This window comes from Paenibacillus periandrae (assembly GCF_022458865.1).
Lineage (GTDB): Bacteria > Bacillota > Bacilli > Paenibacillales > NBRC-103111 > Paenibacillus_S > Paenibacillus_S periandrae.
The window spans coordinates 73,787-89,283 of sequence record NZ_JAJNMU010000009.1 but is presented as its reverse complement, the minus strand read 5'-3'; the positions used below and the strand labels follow the sequence as shown (position 1 = coordinate 89,283).

General features: G+C 44.2%; 17 protein-coding genes. 3 read left to right on the top strand and 14 right to left on the bottom strand.

The genetic code is table 11. The annotated features are described in order from the left end of the window. Positions 1 to 172: 172 nt before the first annotated feature. From LRL21_RS16280 to LRL21_RS16260, 5 genes are all read right to left on the bottom strand, one after another. Entirely contained in the window at positions 173 to 1,051 is an 879-nt protein-coding gene (locus LRL21_RS16280) for an aldo/keto reductase (RefSeq protein WP_240416863.1), read from the bottom strand. 34 nt (positions 1,052 to 1,085) lie between these two features. Next, positions 1,086 to 1,493, bottom strand: a complete 408-nt coding sequence (locus LRL21_RS16275; RefSeq protein ID WP_240416862.1) for a VOC family protein — start codon at positions 1,491 to 1,493, stop codon at positions 1,086 to 1,088. Positions 1,494 to 1,715: 222 nt separating this feature from the next. Beyond that, positions 1,716 to 2,024, bottom strand: a complete 309-nt coding sequence (locus tag LRL21_RS16270; protein ID WP_240416861.1) for a hypothetical protein — start codon at positions 2,022 to 2,024, stop codon at positions 1,716 to 1,718. Between the two features lie 133 nt (positions 2,025 to 2,157). Then, positions 2,158 to 2,331, bottom strand: coding sequence for a hypothetical protein (locus tag LRL21_RS16265; protein ID WP_179097439.1), 174 nt, complete (start codon positions 2,329 to 2,331; stop codon positions 2,158 to 2,160). 149 nt (positions 2,332 to 2,480) lie between these two features. After that, on the bottom strand, positions 2,481 to 2,876 hold the full coding sequence (locus LRL21_RS16260; protein WP_240416860.1) for a hypothetical protein: 396 nt from the start codon (positions 2,874 to 2,876) through the stop codon (positions 2,481 to 2,483). A 245-nt stretch (positions 2,877 to 3,121) separates the two neighbouring features. Between LRL21_RS16260 and mgrA the strand changes: the two genes are divergently transcribed. Further along, positions 3,122 to 4,111 carry an L-glyceraldehyde 3-phosphate reductase gene (gene mgrA / locus LRL21_RS16255; protein ID WP_240416859.1) on the top strand — a complete coding sequence of 330 codons (990 nt, stop codon included), beginning with the start codon at positions 3,122 to 3,124 and terminating at the stop codon, positions 4,109 to 4,111. Between the two features lie 97 nt (positions 4,112 to 4,208). On the opposite strand, the gene LRL21_RS16250 is transcribed toward mgrA, so the two are convergent. The 8 genes from LRL21_RS16250 to LRL21_RS16215 form a co-directional block, all read right to left on the bottom strand. Further along, positions 4,209 to 5,558, bottom strand: coding sequence for an Nramp family divalent metal transporter (locus tag LRL21_RS16250; RefSeq protein WP_240416858.1), 1,350 nt, complete (start codon positions 5,556 to 5,558; stop codon positions 4,209 to 4,211). A gap of 285 nt (positions 5,559 to 5,843) precedes the next feature. After that, the gene (fabF, locus tag LRL21_RS16245; RefSeq protein WP_240416857.1) at positions 5,844 to 7,079 is read right to left on the bottom strand and encodes a beta-ketoacyl-ACP synthase II; all 1,236 of its coding nucleotides are present in this window, start codon (positions 7,077 to 7,079) and stop codon (positions 5,844 to 5,846) included. Positions 7,080 to 7,144: 65 nt separating this feature from the next. After that, positions 7,145 to 8,146 carry a ketoacyl-ACP synthase III gene (locus LRL21_RS16240; protein ID WP_240416856.1) on the bottom strand — a complete coding sequence of 334 codons (1,002 nt, stop codon included), beginning with the start codon at positions 8,144 to 8,146 and terminating at the stop codon, positions 7,145 to 7,147. Between the two features lie 197 nt (positions 8,147 to 8,343). Continuing rightward, entirely contained in the window at positions 8,344 to 8,619 is a 276-nt protein-coding gene (locus tag LRL21_RS16235) for a YciI family protein (RefSeq protein WP_240416855.1), read from the bottom strand. A 37-nt stretch (positions 8,620 to 8,656) separates the two neighbouring features. Further along, complete coding sequence (gene msrA / locus LRL21_RS16230; protein WP_240416854.1) at positions 8,657 to 9,628, bottom strand: peptide-methionine (S)-S-oxide reductase MsrA; 972 nt, start codon at positions 9,626 to 9,628, stop codon at positions 8,657 to 8,659. A 100-nt stretch (positions 9,629 to 9,728) separates the two neighbouring features. Further along, the gene (locus tag LRL21_RS16225) at positions 9,729 to 10,679 is read right to left on the bottom strand and encodes a polyprenyl synthetase family protein (RefSeq protein ID WP_240416853.1); all 951 of its coding nucleotides are present in this window, start codon (positions 10,677 to 10,679) and stop codon (positions 9,729 to 9,731) included. Further along, complete coding sequence (locus LRL21_RS16220; protein WP_240416852.1) at positions 10,676 to 11,320, bottom strand: response regulator transcription factor; 645 nt, start codon at positions 11,318 to 11,320, stop codon at positions 10,676 to 10,678. Before LRL21_RS16220 ends, LRL21_RS16225 begins: the two co-directional genes overlap by 4 nt. After that, on the bottom strand, positions 11,317 to 13,647 hold the full coding sequence (locus tag LRL21_RS16215) for an ATP-binding protein (protein ID WP_240416851.1): 2,331 nt from the start codon (positions 13,645 to 13,647) through the stop codon (positions 11,317 to 11,319). The genes LRL21_RS16220 and LRL21_RS16215 overlap by 4 nt, the downstream gene beginning before the upstream one ends. A gap of 76 nt (positions 13,648 to 13,723) precedes the next feature. Between LRL21_RS16215 and LRL21_RS16210 the strand changes: the two genes are divergently transcribed. Next, entirely contained in the window at positions 13,724 to 13,921 is a 198-nt protein-coding gene (locus tag LRL21_RS16210) for a hypothetical protein (protein ID WP_240416850.1), read from the top strand. Between the two features lie 224 nt (positions 13,922 to 14,145). Beyond that, a complete protein-coding gene (locus LRL21_RS16205) occupies positions 14,146 to 14,331 on the top strand; it encodes a sporulation histidine kinase inhibitor Sda (protein WP_240416849.1) in 186 nt (61 codons plus the stop codon). Here the strand turns inward: LRL21_RS16205 and LRL21_RS16200 are convergent. Then, a complete protein-coding gene (locus LRL21_RS16200) occupies positions 14,319 to 15,464 on the bottom strand; it encodes a type I phosphomannose isomerase catalytic subunit (RefSeq protein WP_240416848.1) in 1,146 nt (381 codons plus the stop codon). The genes LRL21_RS16205 and LRL21_RS16200 overlap by 13 nt on opposite strands. Positions 15,465 to 15,497: the final 33 nt, after the last annotated feature.

Sequence of the window (15,497 nt, the reverse complement as noted above, 5' to 3'; positions counted from 1 at the left end):
AGTTTAGAACTTAGCTAACATGCGGTGAAGCGAATCTTCACCTAAATTCCATTGTCTTAGTGACTACCGTCATTTTACACTATATCCATGACAAAATACAGTTTTATCCGTAAAAAAAAAGGATCGGGAATTTGCTTCCCCATCCTTTAATAATCTTGGCATGATATGAGCATCAACCGATCGAGGTCGGTGCACCGAAAGGCGAGTGATAATCGCTTATGGCACTTAAAATCCGAGCTGCCTGTTCATCGTTCATCGAACCAAACCGTTCTGCTGCATCGACGATTTTCGGAAATAGATGTACATCGCCAGCCGTCGCAAAACCTGATATAGCTGGAAAAGAGAGCACAAAATGCACACAGGCATCAATGATTTCCTGGTTGTCAAAGGGCTCATACCAAGTAGCATAGCCACGCTGCTGATGCTCAGCCCAGGGTCCCTTGGCGATCGCCTTGATGACACGTAGTGCCGTATTTTGTTTAGTCGTTTCCTCCATCAGTCGATCAAAGCCCTCGCGATATTCTGGAAGCGAATACAGAACATAGTTCAAAGGAAGCAGCACGGTTTCAAACGAAAATCTCCGCAGCGCCTCCAAATGGGTAACCGGTGCCTGATGTCCATGACCTGTAATCCCGATAGCTCCAATAATTCCCTCATCCTTAGCTTCCAGCAATGCCTCAAGTGCGCCTCCCTTTGCCGTACACTTGTCCAGCTCTTCAATCGTCCCTACAGCATGAAGCTGCAGCAAATCAACCCGATCCACCTGCAGCCGTTCCAAGGACCGATAGATTTGCTCCTTGGCCTTCGCTTTGGTACGCTCACCCGTTTTTGTCGCGAGGAAGATATCCTTGCTGATCTTGGGCATCCAGGGCCCCATCCGCTGCTCTGCCTCCCCATAGCTTGCGGCTGTGTCAAAATGATTGACATAATGATCCAGCGCATAAGCAATGGACGCATCTGCTTCCTCCTGTGTGACAGCTCCCAAACTTGCTGCTCCGAACATGACCACAGAGCTGTCGTAGCCTAATCTTCCTAATTTTCGCTGCTGCATTTTATCGCTCCTTCTTGGATCATCCATCGGTTATTTATGCTTGCAGCTGCGCTGAACCCGGTACAAGCTGCATGAACTCAATTCGGTTGCCATCCGGGTCCTTGGCCCAGCATTGGTAGTTGGTATCTTTCCCTTGTTTGGGCTCAACATCAAGTGTAATGCCTTGCGATTTCAAGTGATTGGCAATTTCATGGATATCATCAACTTCCAGACAAAGGTGGTTAAATCCGATTGGCTTCTCGACTCGCTCAGGTTTATTCAGACCTCCATAAAAAAGCTCAATGAATTGTCCGCCACACACTTTAATGTACACAATCCACGGCATGTCATCATTATCATGAATTTCAAAGGCCTTCTTAAACCCAAGCACCTCACAGTAAAAATGAAGCGATTTCTCCATATCCTGTACCGTTAACGCCAAATGTCCAATACCTTTTATCATTGTCAACACCTCCTATTCTATCATAACGAAAACGCAACCAAAATATAAGGCGTGTCGCCCATCCCACTAACTTACCTAGAGGTAAGCTATCAGTTCGTCGAATCATTCATTGCTGCAATCGCGCCAATGATGTCAAAATTTCTGCAATATCTATAGAACGCAAAAAAAGGGCGCTGCTCGCACCCTCTTGCTGCATGTTCAATGAGGTAAGGTAAGTTTAAATCACTTTTTGGCAATCAGCCTTTTGCGGGAATGGATTCTGCGCCGTCCCAGATAAATATGACTTCTCGATTTAGCCAATCCAGCCGTCAAAGCTTTCGCTCCACCCAACGAGTTCAGCATTTTAAACATCGGAGCCATCTGTTGAAATAATTTAAACATCTGCTGTGCTTTTCCCATCATTGCAATCATGCTATCTATACCGCCAAAGGCGCTCGCCAAGGAGAACCCCTGAGAAGCCGCTGCGGCTGCTGGAGCTTCTGCCGCTATTTCCGCTTCCTCGGCAGGTCGGTATAAACCTTTAACTTCCATGGTTTTCAAATAGGGTTTCATCGGTTGAGAAGCTTTTTTTTTCGTTCTACGTCTTGGTGCGGCAGACTTCATACAGATCCCTGTCCTTTCTACAGGATATGCGTCCTTTTAGGATACTGTATGCGGATAAAGATTACTTCGGAACATCGATCCAGCCCAAATAAATCGAGTAATAAAATAAGAAGGTTGTCGCTAAAGCCAGCAGAAATAATAATATACCGAGCTTCACTTTACGTTGGAAAAAGAAAACCAGTGCAAGACTAAAAAAAGAACCCATCCCCAACAAAAACAACATAAAAAATAACATGAATCCAACGTCTCCTTTATATCTATCCTGATCACAAATCGCTTATGATCGCTATCAGATACACTTTATCATTTCTTGGCACATAAATCGAATAACAAAAAAAAGCCGACCCCCGATAAACCAGGCGTCAGCGTATGATCAATATTGAACTAATCCTCGAAGTATGTGAATTCCCAGTCGCCTTCTTCAGCAGCCCATTTGGTAGCATCCGTATATTCTGGTACGTCCGAGAAAATAAACTTGTAGTCTACAGCTTCACCTGGCTTCAGATGAACAGTCAAGTCTTCAAAAACGTGATTGGCTACTTCCTTGGTATCGCCAGCATCATTGCCAAGAATGATTTTTGTCGTAACCTTTGTCACCTTTTCAATGTTCTTGTCACCTGTGTTGGAAAATGTCCCTGCTGCTGTGAGCGTTCCATTTTCATAGGACACACCTGTAACCTCAAAGTTCATTGCCGCATCTGCAAATGCAACGGCGGAAGTACTGAACAGTGCTGTGCATAGCAAAGCGGCTGCCATCAATCTCTTAGCTGTTTTTCTCATTTTTTGTCACTCCCAAACATATTTTCGATCTATATTTGATAGTATTAGGTATATTTACCCATGTCAATTTTTATAAATGAAATTTTAGGATTGTGAACATTTGAGCGGGCTACTTACCTTTTTGATACTTAGGCAATCTAATCTCAGTACTTTCCATTTGGAACATTTTTACTTATACTAGTTAAACAGGATCGATAAGCAAGATCCTTTCTATGGAAACAAGCTAACTCTCAAGGAGGATAACTATGCCTTACCAAGCGAACGAAGAACGTTACGGAACTATGAAGTATAACAGAACCGGCAAATCCGGACTGCTGCTGCCAGCGATCTCACTAGGATTGTGGCACAATTTTGGCGGTGTGGATACGTATGAGAATGGCAGAAACATGCTGAGGACAGCATTCGATTTAGGAATTAACCATTTTGACCTGGCTAACAACTATGGCCCGCCTCCAGGTTCGGCTGAAGAAATGTTTGGGCAAATGATGAAAACCGATCTGGCGCCTTACCGCGATGAATTAATTATTTCCTCCAAGGCGGGTTACCGGATGTGGCCGGGTCCTTATGGCGAATGGGGAAGTAAAAAATATTTAATTTCCAGTCTTGATCAAAGCTTGAAGCGGATGGGCTTGGATTATGTCGATATTTTCTATTCACACCGCTTTGATCCCAATACCCCGTTAGAAGAAACCATGGGTGCATTGGATCAGATCGTCAGACAAGGAAAAGCTTTGTATGTGGGGATATCAAGCTATACGGCTGAACAATCCGCTGATGCGATTGCTATTCTGAATCGGTTGGGCACACCACTGCTTATTCATCAGCCGAGCTACTCTATGTTTAACCGTTGGGTTGAAGACGGCCTGCAGGACGTGCTTGCCCAAAATGGTACAGGCAGTATTGCATTCTGCCCGCTGGCTCAAGGCTTGCTGACAAGTAAATATTTGAAGGGCATCCCAGCTGAATCCAGAGCGGCCAAGGAAACCGGCGCGCTTAATGAGAATGCAGTCACAGAGGAAAAGGTAGCCAAGATTCGCCTGCTGCATAAGCTTGCCGAGGAGCGCGGCCAAAGCCTCGCTCAGATGTCACTTGCCTGGGTGCTTCGTGAAGGTCGTGTGACCTCTGCACTCATTGGTGCAAGCCGTCCTGGTCAAATTGTCGAAAATGTAGCTGCCTTGTCGAATCTCGATTTTAGCAAGGAAGAGCTTGCGCAGATCGATGATATTTTAAGCTAAATATCTTCCAAATAATCAAAAGAACCTCTATTTCCACCACAGTTCAATGTGACGGAAACGGAGGTTCTTTTGATTAGTAATCAACCAGTTTCAACGATTAGCCCATAAAAGTTTGAATCAACAGATAAGCGTTCAGCACGACGATAACTGCTGCTACGAACCAGGCCAAAATTTTCAACCACAGCGGGTTTGCGAATTCACCCATCTTCAGCTTATCGCTTGTAAACATGACCAAAGGTACTACCGCAAAGGATAGCTGCAGCGACAAGATCACCTGACTTAGAATCAATAAATCCGTTGCGCCTTTATCACCATAATAAGCAATAACCACAACCGCCGGAATAATGGCAATTAAGCGAGTAATCAGGCGGCGGAGCCAAGCAGGCAGTCGAATGTTCAGAAAACCCTCCATCACAATCTGCCCAGCCAACGTTCCTGTCAAAGTTGCATTTTGACCTGATGCGAGCAAAGCGACTCCGAACAAAATACTGCCCAAAGCCGTACCCAATAGAGGTGTAAGCATGTAATAAGCATCCTGAATTTCGGCAATATCAAACATTCCTGCCTTATGGAAAGTCGCCGCGGAGACGATTAGTATAGCCGCATTAATGAACAATGCAAAAAATAGGGCAATTGATGAATCCCATGTTGCATATTTGATCGCTTGACGCTTACCAAGAGCTGTCCGCTCAAAGTCTCTTGTCTGTACAATTGCCGAATGCAAATACAAATTATGCGGCATCACTGTAGCGCCAAGTATACCAATGGCAATATAAAGCATGGCCGGATTTGTAATAATTTCCGAGCTTGGGACGAATCCTCTCATAATACCGCCAAAATCCGGTTTGGATAAGAAGATCTCAGCTACAAAACATCCACCCACCGTCACGATAAGCACAATGACGAGAATTTCAATGTAGCGGAAGCCTTTATTTTGCAGCAAAAGAACGAGCAGCACATCAAGTGCAGTAATAATAACTCCGTACAATAAGGGAATACCAAATAGTAAATACAATGCAATCGCCGACCCAATGACTTCAGCCAAATCACAGGCGGCTATCGCAAGCTCGCACAAGATCCAGAGCACCATCGCAACGGGTTTGCTATAGTGGTCTTTACAGGCCTGAGCCAAATCTCTTCCAGTTACGATCCCCAGCTTGCCGGCCAATGCCTGCAATAGAATCGCCATCATATTCGAAATAAGAATTACCGAGAGCAGCGTGTAGCCAAACAACGATCCGCCCGCAATATCAGTCGCCCAGTTACCGGGATCCATATAACCTACAGCTACCAAATAACCAGGGCCTACAAAGGCCAGAAACTTGCGAAACCAGGTGCCTTTGGTAGGAACCTTCATCGAACGAAATACTTCCGGCAAGGTGGCTTGTTTACGAGGAAGCCGCCAGCCAGCTTCTACTTCAGGTATGCTTTCTAATTTGTTTTTCAATCCACTCACCGCCTTCTCTATATCCAGCCTTCATATATTTAACCACAAATCCATCCTATAAACAGAAAAAGATGTGCACAGCTAATTCTTTTGTCCATGTGCAACTTTTAAGCCAAAAAAAATAGCTGACCTTCATTTTCTCTATATATGATATATGTCATTGTCGTTAAATTGTTGCCTATAAGAAAGCTCCTATATTTGAATTGTACTCGCGAAACTCTTTTTGTCAATGGAAACATTCATGAGGCATGTTCAAAATGATATCAGCGGTGAGATGTCAAAGCATTAATACTTTCGGAACACAACGACTGCATTATGACCGCCAAATCCGAATCCGTTTGAGAGAACCGTATGCAGATCCGTTGTTCTCGCTGCATTCGGCACGTAATCCAAATCACATTCAGGATCAGGTGTATCATAATTAATCGTAGGCGGTACCACACCTTCAACTAATGATTTCACGGCAATCACAGCTTCCAGTCCACCCGCAGCACCGAACAAATGTCCCGTAGCCGATTTGGTTGCACTTACCTTAAGCTTGTCAGCATGAGCGCCGAAAACTTGCCTGATCGCCTGCGTCTCGGACCGATCACCCAATGGTGTGCCTGTCGCATGTGCATTAATATAATCAATTTCTTCTGGTGCAATCCGCGCATCCGCCAAGGCTTCCTTCATCGCTCGCACTGCTCCCAGCCCACTCGGATCCGGTGCGGTGATATGATATGCATCTGCAGATTGACCATAACCGATGATTTCTGCCCAAATCCGCGCTCCTCGATTTATGGCATGCTCCAGCTCCTCCAACACTAATACTCCCGCACCTTCACTCATCACGAATCCATCACGATTGGCATCAAACGGACGGCTTGCTTTGTGGGGCTCCTCATTAAATGTGGACATAGCTTTCATATTGCAGAAGCCACCAAAAGAAAGCTCATTAAGCGGGGACTCCGCTCCTCCTGCAATCATCATATCAGCCAGGCCGTTCTGGATCATATGAAAGGATTCTCCAATAGCATTGTTACCTGATGCACATGCATTAACAGGTGTCGTATTAGGACCTTTCGCACCGGTTTGAATAGATAGCTGGGCAGAGCCCATATTAGCGATCATCATCGGAATCAAAAAAGGACTGATCCGGCGCGGGCTTCTCTCCAGCATCGTCTTGTGATTGTCAAGCAAGGTCTGTATGCCTCCGATACCCGTCCCAATACTGACACCAACACGATGTGCATTGGACTCGGTGATCGTAAATTGGGCATCAGCCAACGCCATCTTGCCTGCCGCTGTAGCAAATTGAACAAAGCGGTCCATATGACGAAGCTCTTTACTGTCAAAAAAAGTTTCAGGCAAGAAATCTGACACGACTCCAGCTATTTGAGTTGAGAAAATAGCTGGATCATAACCCTCTAGCCTCGAGATTCCGGATTCTCCGGCCACAAGTCTTTTCCAGAAAGAATCTACCTGGGAGCCAAGTGGCGAAATCACACTTAATCCTGTAACTACTACACGTTTTTTCATAACAAATTCTCCTTTAGTCTTATTATGGGTTCCCAACTCAATCTCATTCTTTATTCGTTATAGGTTTAAACGTTTTGTGGATCCGGCTTCCAATGCAGCAGTAGCCCAGCCTGTACAAGCCCGGCACCAAATCCATAGATGAGAATGCGGTCATCGTCATTCAGCTTACCATCACGAATACCGAGGTCAATTGCGAGAGGAATCGACGCGGCTGATGTATTGCCATAATACTCAAGACTGTATAGTGTCTGATCGAGTGATATTCCGATGCGCTCGCTAATCGGTTCAATCATTCTCAGATTGGCGCTGTGAGGCACGAACCAATTGATGTCGGCAGCCGTATAGCCGCTTTTATTTAGCAGCTCCAATATGCCTTCTGTGACGTTTCGGACCGCCCAGCGGAACACCTCTCTGCCATTTTGTACAAGCTTTCCGCTTCCATTCAGCGGGGTTCCAAATATTTGATCAGCCAAGCCTACTTGGTAAACGTGGCCGCCCCCTTTCCCCTCGGTAGCTTGATGATACGCTACGAAGCTGGAATGCTCAGTATCTGCTTCTACCAGCACCGCACCCGCACCATCACCAAACAATACACAAGTCGTCCGGTCCGTGTAATCGGTAATTTTCGATAGCGTATCCGCTCCAAACACTAGAATCTTACGATGCAGGCCTGAGGCAACCATACCCTCAGCCAGATGAAGTCCATAAGCAAACCCTGCACATGCCGCGCTCAAATCAATCGCTCCGGTTGTTCTGGATATTCCAAGCTTTTCTTGAAGGATCGCAGCCGTACTGGGAAAAGGAAAATCCGGCGTACTTGTTGCTACAATGATCAAATCAACATCTGCCAAAGACTTGTTATATCTGCCCATTAAATTATTGGCTGCCGCGGCGCATAAATCACTTGTATATTGATCAGGCTTGCTGATTCGACGTTCCCGAATTCCTGTGCGCTGTACGATCCATTCGTCGTTGGTATCCACTAATTTTTCTAAATCAAAATTGGTTAATCTCTGCGTTGGAACATAGGTGCCAATAGCCGTAATACGCGCCTTTATAAGCTGCATCAATTTAGCTCCTTTTTGATACTTAGTATTAGTACTTGGTACTAAATTTAGTATAGCATATCCCCTTTCTTTTGGAAATATAAAAAGCAAACCAAGGCTGAATGCAAACAACCTGAACGCCAAGTTGCTGGTGTTCAGGCTATTATTCAAACAAGAAGATGATACTGGAACAATCGTTTATTTAAATGATGTAAATTTTAAGGAATGATGGCATTTGTCACCAATTCCCACTCATGGATTTCATAGCCGCGCGCGTTCTCGATAACAAATGGGTCCTGCTTGACTCTTGCCAATACTTCATCAATGGATTCTCCGATATAAATAACAAGCCCTCCAGAGCCGTCAACAAATCGTCCATTTGCAAAGATCCAGCCTTCATTTCTGCCCTTTTCCAAAAATTCCAAATGCAGTGGCCGAAACTGCGTGCTTCGTTCCGCACTGATTACCGGTAAAAAAACAGCATAATATTTCATCTTAGTCGTTCCCCTTATCGTATTATCGCATACCAGCTTAAAACAAGCTGAGATATGCTCCGTAACCCGCTTGCTCCAGCTCTTCCTTGGGGATAAAGCGCAATGCCGCAGAATTGATGCAATAGCGCAAGCCTGTTGGCTGTGGACCATCGTTAAACACATGCCCCAAATGAGAATCAGCCTCGCGGCTGCGCACCTCGGTACGGATCATAAAATGCTTGTAATCGGGTTTATCCTTTATGTTGGCTGGAACAAGCGGCTTCGTAAAGCTCGGCCATCCGCAGCCGGAATCAAACTTGTCCAGAGAGCTGAATAAAGGCTCGCCTGAAACAATATCCACATAAATCCCTTCACGATGGTCATCCCAAAATTCATTTTGAAACGGAGGCTCCGTGCCACTGTTTTGAGTGACTTCGTATTGCATCGGCGTTAGAATTTGTTTTAGCTTCTGTTTATCTGCTTCAGTATTCCAGTGATTCTGAATAAATGCTTCACGTCCTGAGCCTTTTCTGTAGCTCTTATAGCGTAGAGGATTTTTATGATGATAGCCCTGATGATATTCCTCAGCCTCATAGAACTCAGTTGCCGGGACAATTGGCGTTACGATGGGACGATCGAATCGTCCACTTTGCTCCAGAGCTTGCTTGGAAGCTTCCGCCTGTACTCTTTGCTCTTCATTATGATAAAAGATGGACGTCCGGTATGAACCGCCTCTATCATGGAATTGCCCGCCCGCATCAGTCGGATCAATCTGCTGCCAGAACGTATCCAACAGCTTTGTATAAGGAAAAACAGCAGGATCATAGGTGATTTGTACAGCTTCCGCATGTCCGGTGGTTTCCGAGCAAACCTGCTCATAAGTCGGATTTACCGTGTGACCTCCCGTATAACCGGATACCACTTTAATAATTCCCGGAAGCTCCTCGAAGGGCGATACCATGCACCAAAAGCAGCCACCTGCAAATGTTGCCAGCTCCTGATTAGCTGTTTGTTCAATATTGTTGCTCATTATCGTTACCTCCTTACTGGATTGGAAAAAAGCTGGCGTTCTCCCTACTATCATATCAAGAAACAGCCGACTCTCCAAATTGTATGTAACTGACTTTTGTTCAACCGACCTTCTGGGCTTGCTGCCTGCCAAACGTAATCCCTTTGAATTGTTCCTTCCACGGTGCAATACCAGGCAAGGAGTCAAATAATTGGTTAGCCTGATCTATATGTAAAGATTGTATAATTCTGCAGTATTCGATACTTCCCGAATCTTCAATGTACCGAATACATTCACGTTTACGAGTAACAAATTGATCATAGGTAAGCTGGCCGCTGTAATACTGCTGTATATATGGGAAATTGTCATCCTTTTCCATGAGCAGAAACAAAATCGGCAGCGTACGTTTCTTTTGCAGCAAATCATTTTTCACATCAAAGCGCAGTACATCCCGAATGTCATTGTCCAGCTGTGAGATCATCCCGATATAATTGGCAAGCTGATCCATCGTGTCCATCGTTCGTTGATCCAGATCAGGAATAAGCAAGTAGCCCATCGAGCATGCAAAGCGCAGCAGCGAACCCGATTTTTTCTCAATCATGGTTAAGTAGTCGCGTTCGGTTACAATACTATCATTCAAATCAATTTGTTGTCCATTGATAGACTGCAACAAGAGAACTCCCAGCTTCGCCATCAATTGCGGATTAGATCGGCTATTGCTCTCTTGCAAGGTGCTCATTTCGGTCATAAAAGCAAACAGGAATACCAAAATTCCGTTCAACGTATAGGCCGGAGAGCTTACCATCCAGGGCTTTCCCTTGTTGTCCTCATCCTGTAAATCATCAATGATATCAAAGGATAGCAGAACGATTTCCGTCATGGCTGCTGCAAGATCAATATGCGGTGAATCTCCGCCCAGCATGTCATGTGTATATCGTGTAATGTTAGACCACTGAGAGCCTTCAGCCGCTTTATCCTGAATAAAAGCTTTTAATAACTCATTTAAATCGCGTTCCGCTACATATTTGTCCACAATCCGCTGCATGTCTTCAACAATTCGAGGTTCTATCATAAATCATCTCTCCCGTCCTTGTAGTATTTACTTCGGATGAACGCTTCAATGGCTTCTACCCTCGTCTTCACCCCCAATTTCCCGTAAATTTTTCTTTGATAATTATCAACCGAGCGTTTGCTGATATGAATTTGCGCTGCAATCTGTTCAAGTGTAGTTCCCTTAATAATTAGCATCATGATGAGCACTTCTTCCTCGGTCAGCTCTGCTGTGGACGGTGCTGGGCTGCCCTTGAAAGTTTGCAAAACCGAACGCGGCATCACAATATAATCATCTAAAATACATCCAATTATGTGCTGTATCGTTGCATGCCGTGTGCCTTTGGAAATCACTCCGCTAACTTGAAGCTCCAGAAAAACATCCGTCAAAGCCGACACATCCACACCGGTAAAAAAGACGATATGTGTCTTTGGGTAACCGGCTTTAATTTGTGCTGCAATGTCCGTACCCATGTGGTCGGGAAGCTGATAGTCCAGAAAAACCAAGTCAGGCCGATACTCCTCCACAAGCTCCAGACATGACTGTCCATTGCTGGCTATCCCTACGACCGATACACCTTCAATCTGTTCCAGCAATTCTTTCGTAGCTTGGGCCATTAAAGGATGATCGTCCGTGACAATTGTTTTTTTTATCTGCATCATGCCGATAAGCCTTCTTTCATTGGAATTGATACAAAAAATCGCATACCCTTTCCTCTACTCGTCTCCAGCTCATACTGACCATTTAAAGATAATATCCGACTTTTGATTTGCTCAATACCTGTACCGGAAGATCCGATTTCTCTTACTAAAGCCAGACTTGACTCAAACCCCACTCCGTCATCCACATAAGTCAGCTGAAGCAGGCTCTTATGCTCGACAAGATCAATAAGAACCAGGTCGGCTTGTGAATGCTTCTTGGCATTGTTAATCAGCTCCTGCACCATGCGGAAAATGTGACGTTTTGTTTCCAAATCTCTCATTTCAATAACCGTTGCTTGACCTGCACGAAACTTTAACTCAAAAGGAGCGATCGCCGCTTCCATCTCAATCAATTGCTCTATAGTCTTCACAAGTCCGATTTCTTTGATCAAATACGGATGAAGCTCAAAGCAGCTTTGACGCAGATTGCTGTTTATCACATCAATATAATCGATGATACTGATCATTTGGGTTTTATCCTGCTTCGTTAAAGCATACTTCTCAAGCAGCAGATGCAGCCGTTCTTTCAGAAAAAATAAATCCTGCATCGTCGTATCATGAAGATCGGTTGCAATGCGAACACGTTCCTTTTCCTGCAGCTCGAACATCAGCTTGCGAAACCATATAAAGTCATTGCCAGCCTGCTCATTAGGAATTTGCGATGCCAGCTCCTCCAGCTTCAGAGTAAGTTTGCGGATTAGGTGCACATTTTCCAGGCTAACAGCGAGATAAGTGATGATTAACTGCAGCCATTGCTTTTCCTCTACGCCGAGAAACGCGCTTGTCCGCTTCCCTGTCAGAACAAAGTAGCTTGTATACTCTTCCTGATGGTTGATCTTATAAATAGTTAAAGAAGGATGCAACGCCTTCTCTCCATTCAAGTAGCTCTCAATTTCTGCAACATTAATATTTCCTTCTTTAATGATTTCCAAGGAATCCTTATATTGAAAAACAATTGCTCCCCCAAATACCTGCAAAGTATTGACGATATCCACCAGAATAATATCTTTAAATTCCCGAAAGCTTGTGATGGAACCGAGATTTTTGGCAATTTTTTTAAGAGCGGATTGCAAATAGTATTTGCGCGGAAATAGAATCGGCTCCAGTTTGGCAAACATATTTTCCAGCGAATACAATACAAAAGTCAGGATGGCAACGAACAGAACAAACATCACCAGCAGTCTTGCAATCGCAGCCTCGGCAGGGAAAAGCACCTTGATCATGACGACAAAGATACCACTTGGAACTATCGCAATCAGGGCCGTAAGGAGCACGCGCCGCAGCACAACATCGATATCGTACAGCTTGGTCGTTACGACCAAATAAGCTAGTGTAATCGGGAAAAAGAAAACGAAAATGCCTGCATAAAGTGAGTTCATCCAACCGTAGCCATACAAAAAATTAGGAATAAAGTTGAAGCAGACGATCGGCGTGAATGAAACGAATATCGATGCCCATACCGTTTTGATCATGGTTGATATGTAGCTTTGCTCTTTACGATACTTGAGATACAGTTTGAATAAAATGGAAAGGGCTAATACAAAACCAAACAAAAAGTACACAATGCAAAAAATGGAGTTAAAGCGGTAGATGTCATAGGTTAAAGGTGATGGCCAAAAATAAGTGATTTGTGAAATCAAGGCAATTCCTGCTGTAACGACTGTATACATTTTTTTCAGTAATTTAATCGATAGTTGATAATCCTGTTTTTCCTTCAAAAAGACTACAAAAAAATGAAGAAACAGGATAGGTACCAGCATAATGAACAGGAACATCATGATCTTGCCCAGTCCATCCCCCCTGATCGAAGCACCAAGCGCCATGAATGCCCCGCTCATATCGAGCAATACCAGAGTTAAATACCAGGCAGAGGGAGAGTTTCGCTTTTTTTTCAGCAGCAGCAGCGAGCCGATTAAGCTGAGGCCAGCCAACGTTACCGCCAGAGCATCATAATCGGAAAAGTTACGCCCTGCTTTGAATGAAACCTGAAACTCACTTCCGTTCCGTGAAGCTAAAACATGATCAGCCTGATCAAGCGAATGCCACTTGAACACAGAAGAATATTCAATTGGATCACGCCCGTTAACCTGTACAATGACATCTCCGATCTGCAGCCCTGCTTTCATAGCAGAATTCCTCTCATTGATCGTACTTACGTACCAGGACCCTGCTTGATTCAATTTCACGCCTGCCCCTATTACTGGGTACTGGGTACTAATATATAAGAACCACAGCTGGATCGAAACCATCAAAATTAGAACAAATTTGAAAAGCAATCGTTCTTTCATCCTAAAAACCTCTTTCTTTTTCAATAATTTATGATATAAAGGATATATAGGTTTATTTGGAATGTGAGGTGATAATATGGAAGATAAAACTATATCCCCAGCATTGTATGCAGCCGCCAAAAGTCTTAAGCAATTAGACTCAGAATCGCTTCAAGAACGTCTTAATGATCGCAGCTACCTGGACTCCCTCGGCTTGTCTGAAGCAGAAGAAAAAGCTCTGATAAATGCGTTTTTACATAAAGACAGCACAGACGATGTAGCAGATTGGGAGTAATGTTCCACAAATATAAGATATTACCAACAATTGAGAGAGTATATTTATCAGAAATTACCGTTTCTGATATATACATTCTCTCTTTTTTTGTCGAAGACTGCAACAGGTTGCAACTAAAGTCTGCCTTCCACCGCACTACAAATGTGCTGATGTTAGTGTGATTTCATTATATGATAGATATATGATGAAAGTACATATATTGGAAGTTCAGGAGAGAGGTCATAATGATGAGAATGCTAAGTGATATCGTATTAATTGAGTGTTATCTGGATTCGTTGGAACTGGATCTGGATAATGATTTTATTGAACTTCTAATGACTGAGATGAAAGATCGGAATATTGAGATTCCTTCCTTGCAATCAGATGCTTGCATGATTAATATGTCTGAGAGTTACCTTCAATCCGTATGAAGATCCTCCGTATGGGTTACTAATAGAGCTTGAGGTGGAAAGCAACTTAATAAATGAAGCTTTACTCCATCTGTACGTTCACAGCGCAGCTCTTCGAGTCCAGCGGGTAAAAATATTTGATCACCCTGTTTGACCTGTATTCGTCCTTCATTCCAAACCAGATTACCTGCACCTGCAGCGACAACAAGTATGGAGAAGCTGCCCTGCTGCCCCAATACACAAGAAGTTGCGATTTCCACAGAGCTCAGTGCAAAATAACGCGTATCCTCATAACTAATCAACGAGCTCTCTGTGAATCCTTTTGATTCATGAACAAGCTTTGGCTGCAGGCGAAAAGCAGCGGCAACCTCTTCCTCTGTATATACATCATAATGAAAACAATCGAACATCCGGTCAAAGCCGATTCCTTGATGACACATAAAATCAGCAATTTCTCTGCCGCTTGGCGTAGTACGTTCTACACGAATTGTATAGTCTGTCGGTTCCTGAATTTCAAGCAAGAAACAACCTGACCCGATAGCATGAGGCATTCCGCCCTCCACTATAAATACCTGTCCAGGCTCCACCTTTATTTTATTCAGTGATTGCAGCATGCCTTCAATATCCTGCATCCAAAATAGCTGCTCCCACTTTTCCCGAGTCATTCCTGGCTTAAAGCCATAGAGTATATAAGGATCTTCTCCATTGATCACTCTTCCACCCAGAATGTACCATGCCTCTGTTTTGCCAAAAGCGGATTGAAAGAGCTTCTGCGCTGCTTGGCGATCAGGATGCACCTGAATGGTTAAACGTTCGGATGAATCCAGGACTTTAACAAGTACACCCAAATGACCGCCGTACACCTGAGCATGACGCTCACCTAAAAACGATACAGGCTGTGCTTCTACTAGCTCCTTCAAAGAAACAGGGGCTTCACCGTCAACCTCGACCCAGCTTAAGCCTTCCACTTTATCTTCTCGTCCCGCATTACGCGCCTGAACGACTGACGCTATCCACTCCTCAGGAAAAGAGTTATCCTGCGCCGACTCGATACCCTGCCATGCCTCAATCAGCCTTCCTCCGTAATAGGTTCGCCACACACGATTAGACAACAGCTTCAACGGCTTTTGGCTTAAAGCAGATGATTGCGGCATATCGAATCCAGCCCCATTTCTGTTATTGGTTTC